The sequence below is a fragment of the Streptomyces sp. NPDC046900 genome (assembly GCF_040644975.1).
Classification (GTDB): Bacteria; Actinomycetota; Actinomycetes; order Streptomycetales; family Streptomycetaceae; genus Streptomyces.
In genome coordinates this window covers 80,587-94,908 of sequence record NZ_JBEYXD010000024.1, presented here as the reverse complement: position 1 = coordinate 94,908, position 14,322 = coordinate 80,587, and the positions used below count along the sequence as shown (strand labels likewise).

General features: G+C 71.5%; 12 protein-coding genes. 3 read left to right on the top strand and 9 right to left on the bottom strand.

Features of this window, described 5'->3' with window-relative positions; translation table 11 throughout:
- Window positions 1-24 precede the first annotated feature (24 nt).
- Together ABZ904_RS23655 and ABZ904_RS23650 are read right to left on the bottom strand one after the other, a co-directional pair.
- Window positions 25-549 carry an ATP-binding protein gene (locus tag ABZ904_RS23655; protein WP_359396510.1) on the bottom strand — a complete coding sequence of 175 codons (525 nt, stop codon included), beginning with the start codon at window positions 547-549 and terminating at the stop codon, window positions 25-27.
- 241 nt (window positions 550-790) lie between these two features.
- A complete protein-coding gene (locus ABZ904_RS23650) occupies window positions 791-1,114 on the bottom strand; it encodes a hypothetical protein (RefSeq protein WP_360993929.1) in 324 nt (107 codons plus the stop codon).
- A 408-nt stretch (window positions 1,115-1,522) separates the two neighbouring features.
- Between ABZ904_RS23650 and ABZ904_RS23645 the strand changes: the two genes are divergently transcribed.
- A complete protein-coding gene (locus ABZ904_RS23645; protein WP_359396506.1) occupies window positions 1,523-2,647 on the top strand; it encodes a PLP-dependent cysteine synthase family protein in 1,125 nt (374 codons plus the stop codon).
- On the opposite strand, the gene ABZ904_RS23640 is transcribed toward ABZ904_RS23645, so the two are convergent.
- Together ABZ904_RS23640 and ABZ904_RS23635 are read right to left on the bottom strand one after the other, a co-directional pair.
- Window positions 2,615-3,127, bottom strand: coding sequence for an SRPBCC family protein (locus tag ABZ904_RS23640; protein ID WP_360993925.1), 513 nt, complete (start codon window positions 3,125-3,127; stop codon window positions 2,615-2,617). The two genes, ABZ904_RS23645 and ABZ904_RS23640, sit on opposite strands and share 33 nt — an antisense overlap.
- Window positions 3,128-3,208: 81 nt before the next feature.
- Entirely contained in the window at window positions 3,209-4,039 is an 831-nt protein-coding gene (locus tag ABZ904_RS23635; protein ID WP_360993922.1) for a DeoR/GlpR family DNA-binding transcription regulator, read from the bottom strand.
- 394 nt (window positions 4,040-4,433) lie between these two features.
- Here ABZ904_RS23635 and ABZ904_RS23630 point away from each other — a divergent pair, with 394 nt between their 5' ends.
- A complete protein-coding gene (locus ABZ904_RS23630; RefSeq protein WP_360994137.1) occupies window positions 4,434-6,710 on the top strand; it encodes a hypothetical protein in 2,277 nt (758 codons plus the stop codon).
- Here the strand turns inward: ABZ904_RS23630 and ABZ904_RS23625 are convergent.
- The 4 genes from ABZ904_RS23625 to ABZ904_RS23610 all read right to left on the bottom strand — a co-directional run bounded on the left by ABZ904_RS23625 (window position 6,680) and on the right by ABZ904_RS23610 (window position 11,399).
- Complete coding sequence (locus ABZ904_RS23625) at window positions 6,680-9,118, bottom strand: right-handed parallel beta-helix repeat-containing protein (protein WP_360993919.1); 2,439 nt, start codon at window positions 9,116-9,118, stop codon at window positions 6,680-6,682. The two genes, ABZ904_RS23630 and ABZ904_RS23625, sit on opposite strands and share 31 nt — an antisense overlap.
- Before the next feature lie 119 nt (window positions 9,119-9,237).
- On the bottom strand, window positions 9,238-9,843 hold the full coding sequence (locus tag ABZ904_RS23620) for a hypothetical protein (RefSeq protein ID WP_360994134.1): 606 nt from the start codon (window positions 9,841-9,843) through the stop codon (window positions 9,238-9,240).
- Window positions 9,844-10,076: 233 nt separating this feature from the next.
- The gene (locus ABZ904_RS23615) at window positions 10,077-10,904 is read right to left on the bottom strand and encodes an MOSC N-terminal beta barrel domain-containing protein (RefSeq protein WP_360993916.1); all 828 of its coding nucleotides are present in this window, start codon (window positions 10,902-10,904) and stop codon (window positions 10,077-10,079) included.
- Window positions 10,905-10,952: 48 nt separating this feature from the next.
- The gene (locus ABZ904_RS23610; protein WP_359396494.1) at window positions 10,953-11,399 is read right to left on the bottom strand and encodes a DUF6643 family protein; all 447 of its coding nucleotides are present in this window, start codon (window positions 11,397-11,399) and stop codon (window positions 10,953-10,955) included.
- Window positions 11,400-11,692: 293 nt separating this feature from the next.
- Here ABZ904_RS23610 and ABZ904_RS23605 point away from each other — a divergent pair, with 293 nt between their 5' ends.
- On the top strand, window positions 11,693-13,081 hold the full coding sequence (locus tag ABZ904_RS23605) for a TerD family protein (RefSeq protein WP_360993913.1): 1,389 nt from the start codon (window positions 11,693-11,695) through the stop codon (window positions 13,079-13,081).
- Window positions 13,082-13,114: 33 nt separating this feature from the next.
- Here the strand turns inward: ABZ904_RS23605 and ABZ904_RS23600 are convergent, their stop codons facing one another.
- Window positions 13,115-14,290: a glycosyltransferase gene (locus ABZ904_RS23600; RefSeq protein ID WP_360993910.1), complete on the bottom strand. Its 1,176-nt coding sequence runs from the start codon at window positions 14,288-14,290 to the stop codon at window positions 13,115-13,117.
- Between the last annotated feature and the right edge of the window lie 32 nt (window positions 14,291-14,322).

The window sequence follows — 14,322 nt, the reverse complement described above, 5'->3', positions numbered from 1 at the left end:
ACCGAAGGAGGGCTCACCGCCCGGTCAGCCTGCAACGGCGGACCGGGCGGGAGTGTGTGGTGTGCCGTGCTCGTCGACCGCGAGCGTGTGGGCCGACGCGTCGAGCGCCTTCTCGTACGGGGCCAGGCCGTGCACCGGCCGGGGCGGTGCCGAGGACGGCGCGGGAAGCGTGAACCACACGACCTTGCCCACGTCGCCGTCCGGGCGCGCTCCCCAGCTGTCGGACACCGCCGCGACCATCGCGAGACCCCGTCCGCTGGTGGCGGAGACACCCGCGTCGCACAGCTCCGGCAGGCGCGGATCGTGGTCGTGCACCGAGACGGTGAGGCGGTCGAGCAGGAGCTCCATCTCCACGGTGCAGGTCTTGTCGGGCTGGGCATGGAGGTGGACGTTGGTCAACAACTCCGTCACACCCAGTGCGGCCCGGTCTATCAAGGGATCCAGATGCCAGTAGCGCAACTGCGCCGATACGATTCTGCGGACCTGACCGATCCGCCACGGCAGGGCTTGGAGCTCCACCGTGCAGTGCCTGCTTGGCTGGCTGATCACGGCTGCGACTCCCCGAATTGAGGTCCGGAAGAAGACGGAGATCGGATCCAGCAGGAGGGCCGGTCGTACCGCCGCCTGCTGTGCGGCTGAGTACTCCGGCCGCCTGGTGCGGTACGGCTTCGTACGGGGGCCGCCCGCGTCGTGACCGGCGGGCTGGTTCTTCAGCGTGATCGCCGGTAAACCCAGAGTGATGTGAGACCAGCGTGACTCAGGGGGTGCCTTCCTGCAACTCGCGCCGCGTTCAGCCGTCGCGACCTGCCGCCCTGCGGACCGCGTCGACGAACCGGCGTGCCGACGGGGGCCCCGGCTGCCCGGGGGCGGGGTCGTGGTCGCCGAGGATCAGTGAATAGCGGGTGCCGTTGACATCGGCTGACGCCCGGTCATGCGGCGCGAACCACGGCCTGGAGACCCGTACCGCCTGCACCGGCGCGCTGTCGATCTCGCTGCCGTAGCTGGTGAGCAGCCGCAGTCTGCCGTCGCTGATCCGGACCTGTCCGGCCCGGGTGAGTGACCGTAGCCCCTTTCCGATGCGCACGCCCATGGCCGTGAACTCTGGCTCCGCCATGATGTCCCGCCCCTTCGCTGCGTTCGGCTGTGCCCGGTCCGGATCGCCCGTGGTAGCGATCCGGTGTGGCCCTGATCGAGTTCGGTCGTGATCCAGTGGCTGTGTCATCCAGGTTGCCGCGCCTCAGGGGTCGGCGTCCGCGCGGTGCCCGACCGCGGCGATCGGCGTCCCCGCGGTGCAGTCTGCCTGCCCCCGGCGCCTCGCACCAGTGTGCACGGTGGGGTCGCGCAGGGTATCCGGCGCACTCGCGCGGATGCGCCCCCAACGTTTTGCGTCGTCCTCCCCAGGGAGCCTTTGAGCAGCTCAAAGGGGTGTTTATGCAGGTGAGAAGCGTGCCGAAGATGTCTATCATCGAGGCGTCCGACCGTGTGAACGAGGCGTCGGAGCACCCCGGTAAGGAGCCCCGCGGTGAGCACTCCGCAGATCACCCGCCCCAGTGGGACGTACGACGTCGACCGCACCGATGCCGAGTACCGCGCCTGGCTCAAAGAGGCTGTCCGCAAGGTCCAGGCCGACGCCAACCGCTCGGCGGACACCCACTTGCTGCGCTTCCCGCTGCCCGAGCAGTGGGGCATCGACCTGTATCTGAAGGACGAGTCGACCCACCCCACCGGCAGCCTCAAGCACCGCCTCGCCCGGTCCCTCTTCCTGTACGGCCTGTGCAACGGGTGGATCCGCCCCAACCGCCCGGTGATCGAGGCGTCCAGCGGTTCGACCGCCGTCTCCGAAGCCTATTTCGCCAAGCTCATCGGCGTGCCCTTCATCGCGGTCATGCCGCGCACGACGAGCGCGGAGAAGTGCCGGCTCATCGAGTTCCACGGCGGGCGGTGCCACTTCGTGGACGACTCGCGCAAGATGTACGAGGCCTCGGCCGCCCTCGCGGCGGAGACCGGCGGCCACTACATGGACCAGTTCACCTACGCGGAACGGGCCACGGACTGGCGCGGCAACAACAACATCGCCGAATCCATCTTCCGTCAGATGGAGTTGGAGCGGTTCCCGGTGCCGACGTGGATCGTCGCCACGGCGGGCACCGGAGGCACCTCGGCGACCATCGCGCGGTATGTGCACTACATGCAGTACGACACCCGGGTCTGCGTGGCCGACCCGGAGAACTCGTGTTTCTTCGAGGGGTGGACGACCGGCGATCCGGACGTCACCTGTGACTGTGGCTCGCGCATAGAGGGCATCGGGCGGCCCCGGATGGAGCCGAGCTTCGTGCCCGGCGTCATCGACCGGATGATGAAGGTCCCGGACGCGGGCGCCGTCGCCGCCGTACGGGCCCTGGAGGGAGCAATCGGCCGCAAGGCGGGCGGCTCGACCGGCACGGGCCTGTGGAGCGCGCTGAAGATCGTCGCCGAGATGGTGGCCGAGGGGCGCACGGGCAGCGTGGTGACCTTGCTGTGCGATCCCGGCGACCGCTATCTGGACAAGTACTACTCGGACGCGTGGCTCGCCGAGGAGGGGCTGGACATCGCTCCGTACACGGCGGTCATCGAGTCACTGCTGGCGACCGGGGTGTGGCCGGGCTGATCCTGGGCCCACCCTCGTCAGCCTCCGGTCCAGTGCCGTGACCGCGCCGCGGAACGCGTGTCCCAGACCCGCGCGGGCGCCCTTCAGCGCGAACCGGAGGACCGCGGGCCCGTCGGCCGCGAAGGTCCACTGAACCCGGGTGCCCGGGCCGGCGGGCGTGAGCCGCCACTCCTCGAGGAGCGCACGGATCCCGGGCACGCCCGTCTCGTCGACCCGGTACGCGTACACCTCGTCCGGCTCGGCCGCCACGACCGTCTCCAGGAAGCGGGCGCCGCCCGTCAGACGCACATCACGCCGGGCGCCTTCGTCGAGGGGCCGGGCGAGGGTCACGGCGGAGAACCAGTCGCTCCAGCCCGGGACGTCGTCGGCGAGGGCCCCGAAGACCGCCTTGGGAGGTGCCGTGATCTCCCGCGCGAACACCAGCCGCACGGGAGCGGTCACCAGGAAGTCGAGCCCCACCGGGCGCAGCTGACGTGCCATGGACGCAACCTCCTCGAGGGAAGCGCAGTTCCCGAACGGAAGCGGGGGTGCCGGGCCGGCGTCACCATAGCCGGTGAGCTGTCAGATGTCTGTATGCTCTTCGGTTTCCCCGGCCACCACCAGCCGCCTGAGGTGCTCCGCGATCTCCCTGCGCGCCTCGGCGGGCATCCCGCCGTCGGTCACCAGTGTGTCCACCTGCTCCAGTGCGGCGAACGAACTCAGTCCCACCGTCCCCCACTTGGTGTGGTCGGCGACCACCACGACCCGGCGTGCGGACTGCACGAGCCGCCGGTTGGTCTCCGCCTCCGCCAGGTTCGGCGTCGACAGGCCCGCCACCACGGATATGCCGTGGACGCCGAGGAAGAGCAGGTCGAAGTGGAGCGAGGCGATCGCCTGATCGGCCACGGGCCCCACAAGCGAGTCGGAGGGAGTCCGCACACCGCCGGTCAGCACGACGGTGGCGCCGCCCTGCCGCCGGCCGGACGTGCGCTGCGCCGAGTGGAAGACGTCGGCCACGCGCACCGAGTTGGTGACGACGGTCAGATCCGGCACATCGAGGAGATGGTGGGCGAGCGCGTATGTCGTCGTACCGCCGGACAGAGCGATCGCCGAGCCCGGTGCGACCAGCTCGGCCGCGGTCCGCGCGATGTCCTCCTTGGCCGTCAGCTCCAGACCCGACTTGGCCTCGAACCCCGGCTCGTGGGTGCTCGCCTCCACCACCGGCACCGCGCCGCCGTGCACCTTCTCCAGTACGCCCTGGCGGGCGAGCGCGTCGAGGTCGCGCCGGACCGTCATGTCGGAGACGCCGAGCTTGCGGGTCAGCTCGTTCACACGAACCCCGCCGCGCCGTCGTACCTCGTCCACGATCAGGGCGCGGCGCTGTTCCGCGAGGAGGTTCTGATTCTCACTCACGTCCGCTTCGCTCCCTTTCGCCCGATCTGCTGCGACTTGGCGTCCACACCGGCTCCGACAAGGCCATTCTCCCGCCATGAGTGCCGGGGACGCCTCATCCTCGCATGGGTCGCCGCCGGTGGCGCCACCCCCCGTACCGCAGGAATCACCATCCGCTGTCCGCAGGAGTCACCCGTATCGGGGAGATTCCGTGACAACGGGTGTGCGCACCCATGACAGAGGAGATCATCTGCCTGCACATGACACACGGTAGGCGGCGCGGGGGAAGTGCGGAACAGTGGAGCGTGCACGGGAACACGAGGGGGAGCGCGGCGACACCGGCCGGCGGACCGCGCGGCCCGGAACGGCCCTGGAACTCCTGGTTCATGGGGTCGGTGGCACCACACCCGAGGAGATGCTGGGCGATCCTCGGACGGTCCGGATCACCGGCGACGAGACGGCCGCCGTCTACCGGCGCACCGCCGACGCCGACGCCGAACGCAACCCAGGGGAGCGCGGGGACCAGCCGGTGCCCGAGGCGTATGTGTGGTGCAACCTCACTTCCGGCAACGCCGCCCGTGCCCTGTGGCTGTTGCTGCTGCCTTTCATGGTGGCCAACCTCGCGCACTGGATGCACCCCACGACGACAGGCCGGCAAAGAGCCGTGCGCCTGTACGGCCTGATCGTGCGCCTCATCGGGCTCACCCTGACCGTGCTGCTGGTCGCCGCCGCCTGCGAGGTCGCCCTCGATCTGACTGCCTGGCAGTGCGCGGGCACCCGCGCGTGTGCCGCGCGGCACTCGTGGCTCGGCTTCCTCTCGCCCGCCCTGTCCGACCATGGCTGGTGGAGCCAGCCGGGGCGGCGCCTGGTGCTGGCGGCGCTGGTGCCCGCGGCACTGACCGGCCTGCTCTGGTATCTGTCGCGCCGGACCTGGAGCGCGTACGAGTCGCAGCAGCCCATCGCCGACGAGACGGAGCCGGACGAGGAGCAGCACCGCATCGCACTCGGCCGCCCCGGGTTCTGGTACGGACGCCGCCTGGTGGCCCGGCTGCGCGCCGCGCACACCGCCGCGGGCCTCCTGACCGTCGCCGCCGCCCTCGGCACCTGCGCCGTGCGGTACGACCTCCACTACGGTTCCGCCGGACTCGAGGTCGTCGGCCGGCTCCTGGGTGCGGGCCTCCTCGTCGGCACGGTGGTCGTGGTGTGGGTGGTGTGCCGCCGGGGCCGCACCGAAGAACGGCTCGACACGGATCTCGACGGGACAGTCGTGCGGCTGCTGCCGGCCGGCGCGCTCGCTCTGCTCGTGGCGACCGCGGTGTACGCCGGCTGGTCGCGGCCGGACTGGAGGTCGACGGGACTGCTGCCGGGTGACGCCACCTTCGGCACGCTCGCCCTGATCCAGGGACTGCTCGTCCTGGTGCTCGGCGTGGTGGCCCAGGTCCTCCACCGGGCCCGCCCCGACGCCCGCACCGCCATGCGCGGACTGGCCGGACCCGCCGTCGCGCTGCTGGCCTGTGCGCTCGGCGGGGTGATGTCCGGCGGCGTGGCCCAGCGGGTGGCCGACTGGCTGGACGGCACCGTGCACAGCATCGCGGGCCCGCCCGTACTGCTCACCTGGCAGGCGTCCACCATCCCTCCGCTGCTGCTCGTGCTGCTCGGCGTCGGCGCCTGGCTGGCGCGGCGCACCGTGATGCTGCGACGTGCCGAGCAACTCGCGGTCGAACTCGACTACCCGGGCCAGCCCGAGGACGACGCCCGCACCGCGCAGATCGCCGGCACGCGTGCCATGGCCGCGCTCACCGACCGGGCCCCGCTTCTCGTCGCCTTCACGGGCGCCACGACTCTTCTCCTCGGCGCAGCCGCCCTCGTGGGGGCCCTGGCCACCGGAGCCACCCCGGACCGGGCCGCAGAGGGCACCCCGCCCTTCGTCAGCGGCGCCGCCGAGACCGCCCAGACGCTCGGCTCCTGGCTGATCGGCGTCGGCTTCCTCCTGTTCGTCACCTGGGGGCGCCGGGCGTACAAGGACGCCTCGGCGCGGCGCACCATCGGCATCCTGTGGGACGTGGGCACCTTCTGGCCGCGCGCCGCCCACCGCTTCGCCCCGCCCTGCTACGCCGAGCGCGCGGTGCCCGACCTGACCTGGCGCATGGCCACCTGGACGAGTACCACCGGCGGACGCCTGGTCCTCTGCGGCCACTCGCAGGGCAGCGTGCTGGCGGCGGCCGCCGCCTGGCAGCTCAAGCCCTCCGTGCGCAGGCACGTGGCCCTTCTGACCTACGGCTCGCCCCTGGAGCGGCTGTACGGGCGCTGGTTCCCGGCGTATTTCGGCCCGGCAGCGCTGACTTCACTGCACCGCGAGGTCGCCTGCTGGCGCAATCTCTACCGGCTCACCGACCCCATCGGCGGTCCGATCGGGCTGCCCGGCGAGTGCGGCCCGCAGGTGGACCGGGCACCGCTGAAGGACCCGCGCGCCTACGGCCGCACCGAACAGCACCCGCTGCCCGCGCCGATCCTCGGACACGGGGGCTACCCGACGGACCCCGCGTTCGCCGAGGAGCGCGAGCACCTGCTGGAGCGGCTGAGGCCGGGCATCCCGGGACCGAGGCCGGCCCAAACGCCTCCAGGGCCGGGCGTGCAGCCCGGGAGCACCGGGAGCCCGGATCAGGGAAGCTCCGGCAGGTCCTCCGGGTAGAGCAGGGTCAGATCGTCGGTGTTCGCCTCCACCAGCTGGGCGACCCGGCCGGCGTGCCGTTCCACCATCGCCTCGAAGGTCTGGCGTGCGGTGCGGCCGTTGCCGAACGCCGGTCCCTTGGGGATCGCCGTGAAGTACTTCAGCAGCGCCTCGCCGGTCCCGGGCCCCAGCCGGTACTCGTGCTCCTCGGCCTGCTGCTCCACGATCCGCAGCAGCTCCTCGGGGCCGAAGTCACCGAAGGTGATGGTCCGTGAGAAACGGGACGCCACACCGGGGTTGACGGACAGGAAACGCTCCATCTCGGTGGTGTAACCCGCCACGATCACCACGACCGCCTCGCGGTGGTCCTCCATCAGCTTCACGAGTGTGTCGATCGCCTCGCGGCCGAAGTCGCGCCCGGAGTCCTCCGGCGACAGCGCGTACGCCTCGTCGATGAACAGCACCCCGCCACGGGCCCGGTCGAAGGCCTCCTGGGTGCGGATGGCCGTGGAGCCGATGTGCTCGCCGACCAGGTCGACCCGGGACACCTCCACGAGATGACCCTTCTCCAGGACACCGAGCGAGGCCAGGATCTCCCCGTACAGCCGGGCGACCGTCGTCTTGCCGGTGCCGGGGGAGCCCGTGAACACCAGATGCCGCCGCACCGACGCCGCCTTGAGCCCGGCCTCCTGCCGCCGGCGCCCCACCTCGATCATGTCGATCAGGGCGCGTACCTCGCGCTTGACGCTCTCCAGGCCGACCAGCGCGTCGAGTTCGCCGAGCACGGCCTTCGAGGTGCGCGTCGGCTTGTCCGGTTCGGGGAGGGGCGCAAGGAGCGGCTCCTGTTCGGTCGTGCGCTGGCCGGGGATGGAGCCCAGCAGCCCGGGGGACCGGTCCGCCGTCTGCACGGCGGTCTCCAGTGCGGCCGTCGGACGCACTCCGGCGCTCTCGTCGCTGGTGCAGTCCTCGACGATCGCGCCGCCGTCGGACGCTCCCGGGGCGCCGTCCGTGAACTCGTAGCCCTTGCGTGCGCATCGCTCCGTGCGGCACTTCCTCAGGGTGGCCCGGCAGCCGTCGATCACATGGAAGCCGTAGCCACCGCTGCCGGTGACGCGGCAGTTCAGGAAGCTGCCCCGGCCGCCCGCCGAGACGTAGAAACCCGCCTCCGCCGGGGAGGTCACCGAGCACCGCTCGATGGTGGGATCGGCGCCCTTGGTGACGATGACACCGGTCTGGGTGCCGTCGATGGTGCAGCCGGACAGCGTTCCGCCACTGCCGTGGTCCCGGAACCAGGCGCCCGTCGCCGCGTCCCGGATCCGGCAGTCGTCCAGCTGCGCGGTGGCACCGTCGCTCACCGACACCGCCGTGTTGCGCACCTGTGTGAGGTCGCTGTCCACGACGTCCGCGCGGGAGCCCCGGTCGAGGACGAACAGGGCGTCCGGCACGTCGTGCACCCGGCACGACTCCAGGACCGCGGTCGCGCCGTCGCTGATCCACACCGCCGGATAGTCGCCGGTGCTGTCGAAGATCTCGCACTGGTTGGCGTCCACCCGGGTGCCCGGGTCCCACACGGACAGGCCGTTGCGCCCGAACTCGCGCACCGTCGTGCGGGTCAGCGTGAGGACAGAGCGGGACCTAAGGTCGACCGCGTTCTCCGGGATGTCATGGATGCGGCTGTCGGCGAGCGTCAGTACCGCGTCCGTGTCGAGCGTGACGCCGTCCGCGGTCGTGCGGTGCACATCGCAGTCGGTCAGATGCGCCGTGGCCCGCGTGGTCACCTGCACACCGGAGCCCCGGATCTCGTACACCTCACAACCGACGGCCTCCAGCGAGGAGTTCTCCCCGGTCGCCGAAAGGCCCGCGCCCGAGGTGTGATGAACCCGGCAGCGCTCCAGCCGCGGGCGTCCGCCGCCGCGGACCGCGACGCCGGACTGCGCGGCCGCCACGACCTCGCACTCCTCGAACACACCGCCACCACCGTCCACGACGGCGATGCCGATGCCGGCCGGGTTGTCGACCGTGCACCGCCGCACCGTGGGGCGCGCGCCGCCGCGGACCTCGATCCCGGCCGCCGACCGGGTCATGATGCGCAGGTCCGTCAGTTCGGGCGTGCCCTCCTCGACCAGCAGCGCGGGCGCTGCCGCGTCTTGGCCCTCGACGTGCAGGTCCTGGACCACGGCGGAGGCCCGCACGGTCAGCGGCACTCCGTCCACCGGAGCGATGCGCACGGAGCCGGGGGAGCCTTCGGGGCCGCGCAGGGTCACCGCCCGCTGGACGACGAGGTTCTCCCGGTAGGTGCCGGGGGCGATGGTGAGCACATCTCCGTCGCCCGCGGCCTCCAGGGCGGCGGCGAGCGACGCGTACTCACCCGTGCGGCGCCGCCACCGTGATGTGCCGGTGTGCGTCACCTGGACCGTGCCCTGTGCCATGGCGATGCTGTGCCCCCACCTCGTACTCACGCGGGTCTCGCGAAGATGCCGGACAGCGGACCGGTCCGGCCGGTCCACCGTAGCGTGCGCGGACACGGCCGGTTGACCGGAGGCGGAGCTCAACTGCCCGTTCCGGTGCGGCCCCAGTCCGGGCCCGCCCTGTCCCATGCCTGGTCCCAGCGCGCGTACCGGCGAAGGACCATGCGCCAGACGATCAGCCGGCGGCACCCCTCGATGAGACCCGCGGTCATCGCGGCCGCGCCGATGCCCGCCAGCACGGCGTGCGTCGTCGCGCTGGCCCTGTCCAGCGGACGGCCCGTTATCCGCCCGTGGCCGTCGGTCCAGAGGGGGAAGTGGTCACCCCGGTGCGGGGACTTGAGGTCGGCGATGACCGCGCCGTGCTGTGCGGTGCCGTCCGGCGCGGTCCAGTCGGCGAGGACGCGGCTGTGTGTGTCCCGCGCCGCCGTGGACTCCGGGTCCGCGTCGATGGGGGCGGGGCCGAGCTTCCTGACCACGGTGGCCGCCACCAGGTGTCTGGAGCGCTGCTGCTCACGGACGGCCCGCTGCAGGGAGCCCTGGGCGACGGATCCGGTCACGGCCCCGACGAGGGGAGCCGTGACGAGTATCAGGAAGAGGACGGTCAACGCCAGCCAGGCCTCGGCCAGATCGGTGCCACGGCGCAATGGATTGCGCCGCCAGTGCCACAGGCCGCTGATCGCTCGCACAGTGGCCACCCCCTCACGCCTCCGTGATAACCCCCGCATCCCGCCGTCCGCCTCCGAGGCCGGGTAAGAGAGAGCCAAATCACCTCTCCCCTGCCTCCCACCTCTCTCACGGACTTCTCACACCGAGTCAACGACCGTGTCAGCCGGCCGGGTTCCCGCCCTAGCGGTGAATCGCGGAATTTCGCCGGCCGGCGGTGCGGCCGGCCGGGGGACCACCGATCTCTCGCCTCGCCCTATTCGAGGATCGTGACCGGATCGCCGATGCGGACGCTGCCGGTCGTCTCCGGCACCAGGTTCTGGCCGAAGATCAGCTTGCCGCCGAAGCGGCGATGGCGGCCCAGGGTGCGCAGCGGCTCCTTGCCGCGTTCGACGGTCTGCTGGTCCGTGGTGGTCACGACGCAGCGCCCGCACATCTTGGCGACCCGGAAGGTCACCTCTCCGACGGCGATCCGCTTCCAGTCGTCCTCGGCCCAGGGTTCCGTTCCGGCGATGACGAGATTCGGCCGGAAGCGGTTCATGGGCAGCGGGCCCTCGTCCGGGTGATCGCCCTGCTCGATCAGGGAGTTCAGGGCATCCAGGGACGCGACCGTGGTGAGCAGCAGGGGGTAGCCGTCGGCTAGGCTGACGCGCTCGCCGGGGCGGCCGTACGGCGGGTCGTCGATGGGTCGGCGGACGGCGGGGTCGTCGAGGTGGACGAGGGTCACGTCCTCACCGAGGTAGGCGCTGAACCACGCACGTGCCTCGGCGCCCGCGGGCACCGTCTCGATCTTCTCGCCCGACCATCTCGCGATCGTGGTGGCCGCCGGTTCGGGCACGGCCACGGTCAGCGGCTCCAGGCCGGAGGCGGACACACGGACGCCGCCGCCGGGCAGGAGCTCGGCGGCGGCCAGTGCCAGTCGCGGGTGCTCGCGTTGCGTGACCACCTTGCCGGCGTCGTCGATCAGTGCCCAGCGCCGGTCCCCGGCCAGCCCCCATGGCTCCACCACGGCCTCGCGGGGTGCCTGCCCCCGCAGTGCCTTGACCGGGTGGACGTGAATCGAGTGCAGCGCTGGATTCGGCATGAGGCCATCGTGCCATCGCAGATCGAAGGCCTCATGCCGTGACGTGGATCAGTAGCCGCGGTACTGCTGACCGTTGTTGTACGGGTCCTGGTACGGAGTCGGGACCGGACGCGGTGCCGCGGGGCGCATCGCCTCGTAGCCCGTGCCCGCGGCCATGGGGCGCGGCTGCTGCATCTGCTGCGGGCCCGGGTAACCACGCGGGCCGACGGCCTGCTGCGGAATGTACGCGGTCGGGGCCTGCTGCAGCGGCGCCGGCTGGGGAGCCTGCGGGTAGCCGTAGGACGGGACATGGGGGGAGGGTGCAGCCGGCAGCGCGGGGAGCGCGGACGGCAGTGCCGGCAGGTTGCTGCCCGGCGTCTCGTACGCGGAGGGGACCCGGATCGGAGCGATCTGCGGGGTGCCCCGCTCGGCGACGAGCCTGTCGTAGATCGGAGTGTCCGGGAAGGGCGACGCGGAGTAGTAGCCGCCGCCATAGGTGGAGCGGGGGGAGGTCATGGCACATAAGTTAAGCCCACGATGTGCTGGTTGGGGAGACCGATAAGAGGGTTGTTTTCCGTGTCCGGGGTGACGTGGGATCCCCAATGCGAGCGAACTTGGCAAAAAAGGGCAGCAAGAGGTGTTTGGATCGTGTAAAGGCCGAGTTCCCAGCGGGTTACCGGCGGTTGACCAAGCGTCTTCGCGTACGGCTCATGGGAGTTTGCACCCCGGGGGAATAGGTTGGCCGGAACGGTTGCAACCCGCTGCCCGGGCTCGGTCCCGGTGCGGCGACACCCGATGGGGGGGCGGACATGTCAATGCCGAAGGGGTCGAACCTTCCGGTTCCCACGAAGGCGCTGCGCGTCGAGTTGGGATGGCGTTCGGGGCCGGGCGTGCCCGACGCGGACGCCTCGGCGCTGCTGCTGGTCTCCGGCAAGGTCCGTACCGACGGTGACTTCGTCTTCTACAACCAGCCCGATCACTCCTCAGGAGCGGTGCGTCACGAGGGGAAGCGGGGCGTCGGCGGTCACGTGACGGACACGCTGCTCGTGGACCTCGCGCGCGTGGAGCCGGCGATCGAGTCGGTGGTGCTGGCCGCCTCCGCCGACGGGGGGACGTTCGGGCAGGTGAACGGTCTCTACATCCGCGTGCTGGACGCCGAGCAGGGTGCGGAGGTCGCGCGCTTCGACCCCGCCGCCACCGTCGAGACCGCCTTCGTGCTGGGGGAGTTCTACCGCCGTCAGGGCGCCTGGAAGTTCCGCGCCGTCGGTCAGGGCTACAGCAGCGGGCTCGAGGGCCTGGCGACCGACTACGGCATCACGGTGGACGAGCCGCAGCACACGGCGCCGCCCGCCGCGCCCGTCACGCGCGTCGACTGGCCCAACGCCTCGGCACCCGTGCCCGCTCCCGCGGCGCCACCGGTCGCCCCCCCGGTCACCGCGCCGCCTCCCACCTCCCCGTACGGCGCACCGCCGCCGCCCCCTTCCCCGTATGCGCCGCCGTCCCCGGCCGCCCCGTACGGTGCGCCCACGCCCTCTGTTCCGTCGCCGCCCCAGGCTCCGGTCCGGCTCACCAAGGTCACACTCACCAAGCAGGCCCCCTCGGTCTCCCTGACCAAACAGGGTGGAACGTCAGGTGTCATGCGGGTGAACCTCAACTGGCAAGTACACAAGCAGTTCTCGGGCTGGGGCAGCAAACGCGGCCGCGCGGTGGCGATGCACGCGGACCTCGACCTGGATCTGTGCGCGCTGTACGAACTGTCCGACGGCAGCAAGGGAGTCGTCCAGGCGCTGGGCAACGCCTTCGGGTCCGTGCACCAGCCGCCGTACATCCACCTCGACGGCGACGACCGCACCGGCGCTGTCGAGAGCGGCGAGAACCTCACCGTCAACCTCGACCACAAGCAGCGCTTCCGGCGCATCCTCATCTTCGTGACGATCTATGAAGGCGCCCGCTCCTTCGCCGATCTGCACGCCACGGTCACGCTCCAGCCGCAGCACGGCGCACCCATCGAGTTCTCCCTCGACGAGTGCACGGTGCCCTCGACCGTGTGCGCACTCGCCCTCATCACCAACACCGGCGGCGACCTGGTCGTCCAGCGAGAGGCGCGCTACCTGGTCCCGGAGCGCGGCGTCAGCCCGCAGCGCACCATCGACCACGCCTATGGGTGGGGCATGAACTGGACCCCCGGCAGGAAGTGACCCAGTGGGCCGGTCGCGCCGCGACCGGCCCGGTCACTGCTCGTCGAACGCCGCGTCCGGGCGGGCGTAGGTACGGCCCTTCCAGGCCGCGCCGCGCCCCCGGTAGTGCTGCACCGCCGAGTCGACGGTCATGAGCAGGTACAGCGACGCGGTGACCGGCAGCAGCACGGCGAGCCACGTCGGCTGGCGGTAGTAGCGCAGCATGGGCACGTACGTGGCTGTCATCACCAGTTTCGCGAGTCCGCCGATCACCACCGCCGCGACGTTCCCCGTGACGAGACCCGCGACGAGTGCGGCGGACGGCACCACATACACGAGGATGAGGCCGAGCACGGTACCGGCGAGCAGCAGCGGGTTGTGCCGCAGTTGGGCGTAGGCGCTGCGCGAGACCATCCGCCACAGGTCGTGCAGCCGTGGATAAGGGCGCACGCTGTCGACGCGGTCCGCGAGCCCCAGCCAGATGCGGCCGCCGCTCCTCTTGACCGCCCGCGCGAGCGCCACATCGTCGATGACGGCCTGACGGATGGCGTCGGGAATGCGCGCCCGTTCGGCGGCCTCGGTGCGCAGCAGCACACAACCGCCGGCCGCGGCAGCCGTCCGCGATCCCCGCACCGCGATCCAGCGGAAGGGATACAGCTGGGCGAAGAAATACACGAACGCGGGTACGACCAGCCGCTCCCACACGCTCTCCACCCGCAGCCGGGCCATCTGCGAGACGAGGTCGAAGCCTCCGGTGTGCGCCGCCGCGACTAGTTCCCGCAGGCTGTCGGGGGCGTGGGCGATGTCGGCGTCCGTCAGGAGCAGATACTCGGGGGCACGCGCCTGTGCGAGAGAGATCCCGTGACGCACCGCCCACAGCTTGCCGGTCCAGCCCGCGGGGGGCTCGCCCGGGGAGGCGACGGTCAGCGGCAGTCCGCCGTGCCGCTCGGCCAGGTCCCGCGCCAGGTCCCCGGTGCCGTCCGAACTGCCGTCGTCGATGAGGAAGACCTCGGCGCGACCGGGATAGTCCTGCACAAGCAGCGACGGAAGACTGTACGGCAGCACCGTGGACTCGTCCCGTGCCGGCACGACGACGCACACGGACGGCCAGTCGCCGGGATCCGCCCGCGGCGGCAGCCTGACGTCCGTGCGCCAGAACAGGCCCTGAGCGAGCAACAGCCACAGCCAGGCGGCGAGCGATACCGCGGCGATCCACACGATGGCGTTCACGCGCGCAGTCTGCCCCACCCGGAGGGCCGATC

Bases quoted from the DNA above. Each gene is read 5' to 3' on its own strand.
- ABZ904_RS23650 (WP_360993929.1), bottom strand. From the start codon at position 1,114: ATGGCGGAGCCAGAGTTCACGGCCATGGGCGTGCGCATCGGAAAGGGG.
- ABZ904_RS23640 (WP_360993925.1), bottom strand. From the start codon at position 3,127: ATGGCACGTCAGCTGCGCCCGGTGGGGCTCGACTTCCTGGTGACCGCT.
- ABZ904_RS23630 (WP_360994137.1), top strand. From the start codon at position 4,434: ATGCTGGGCGATCCTCGGACGGTCCGGATCACCGGCGACGAGACGGCC.
- ABZ904_RS23625 (WP_360993919.1), bottom strand. From the start codon at position 9,118: ATGGCACAGGGCACGGTCCAGGTGACGCACACCGGCACATCACGGTGG.
- ABZ904_RS23615 (WP_360993916.1), bottom strand. From the start codon at position 10,904: ATGCCGAATCCAGCGCTGCACTCGATTCACGTCCACCCGGTCAAGGCA.
- ABZ904_RS23610 (WP_359396494.1), bottom strand. From the start codon at position 11,399: ATGACCTCCCCCCGCTCCACCTATGGCGGCGGCTACTACTCCGCGTCG.
- ABZ904_RS23605 (WP_360993913.1), top strand. From the start codon at position 11,693: ATGTCAATGCCGAAGGGGTCGAACCTTCCGGTTCCCACGAAGGCGCTG.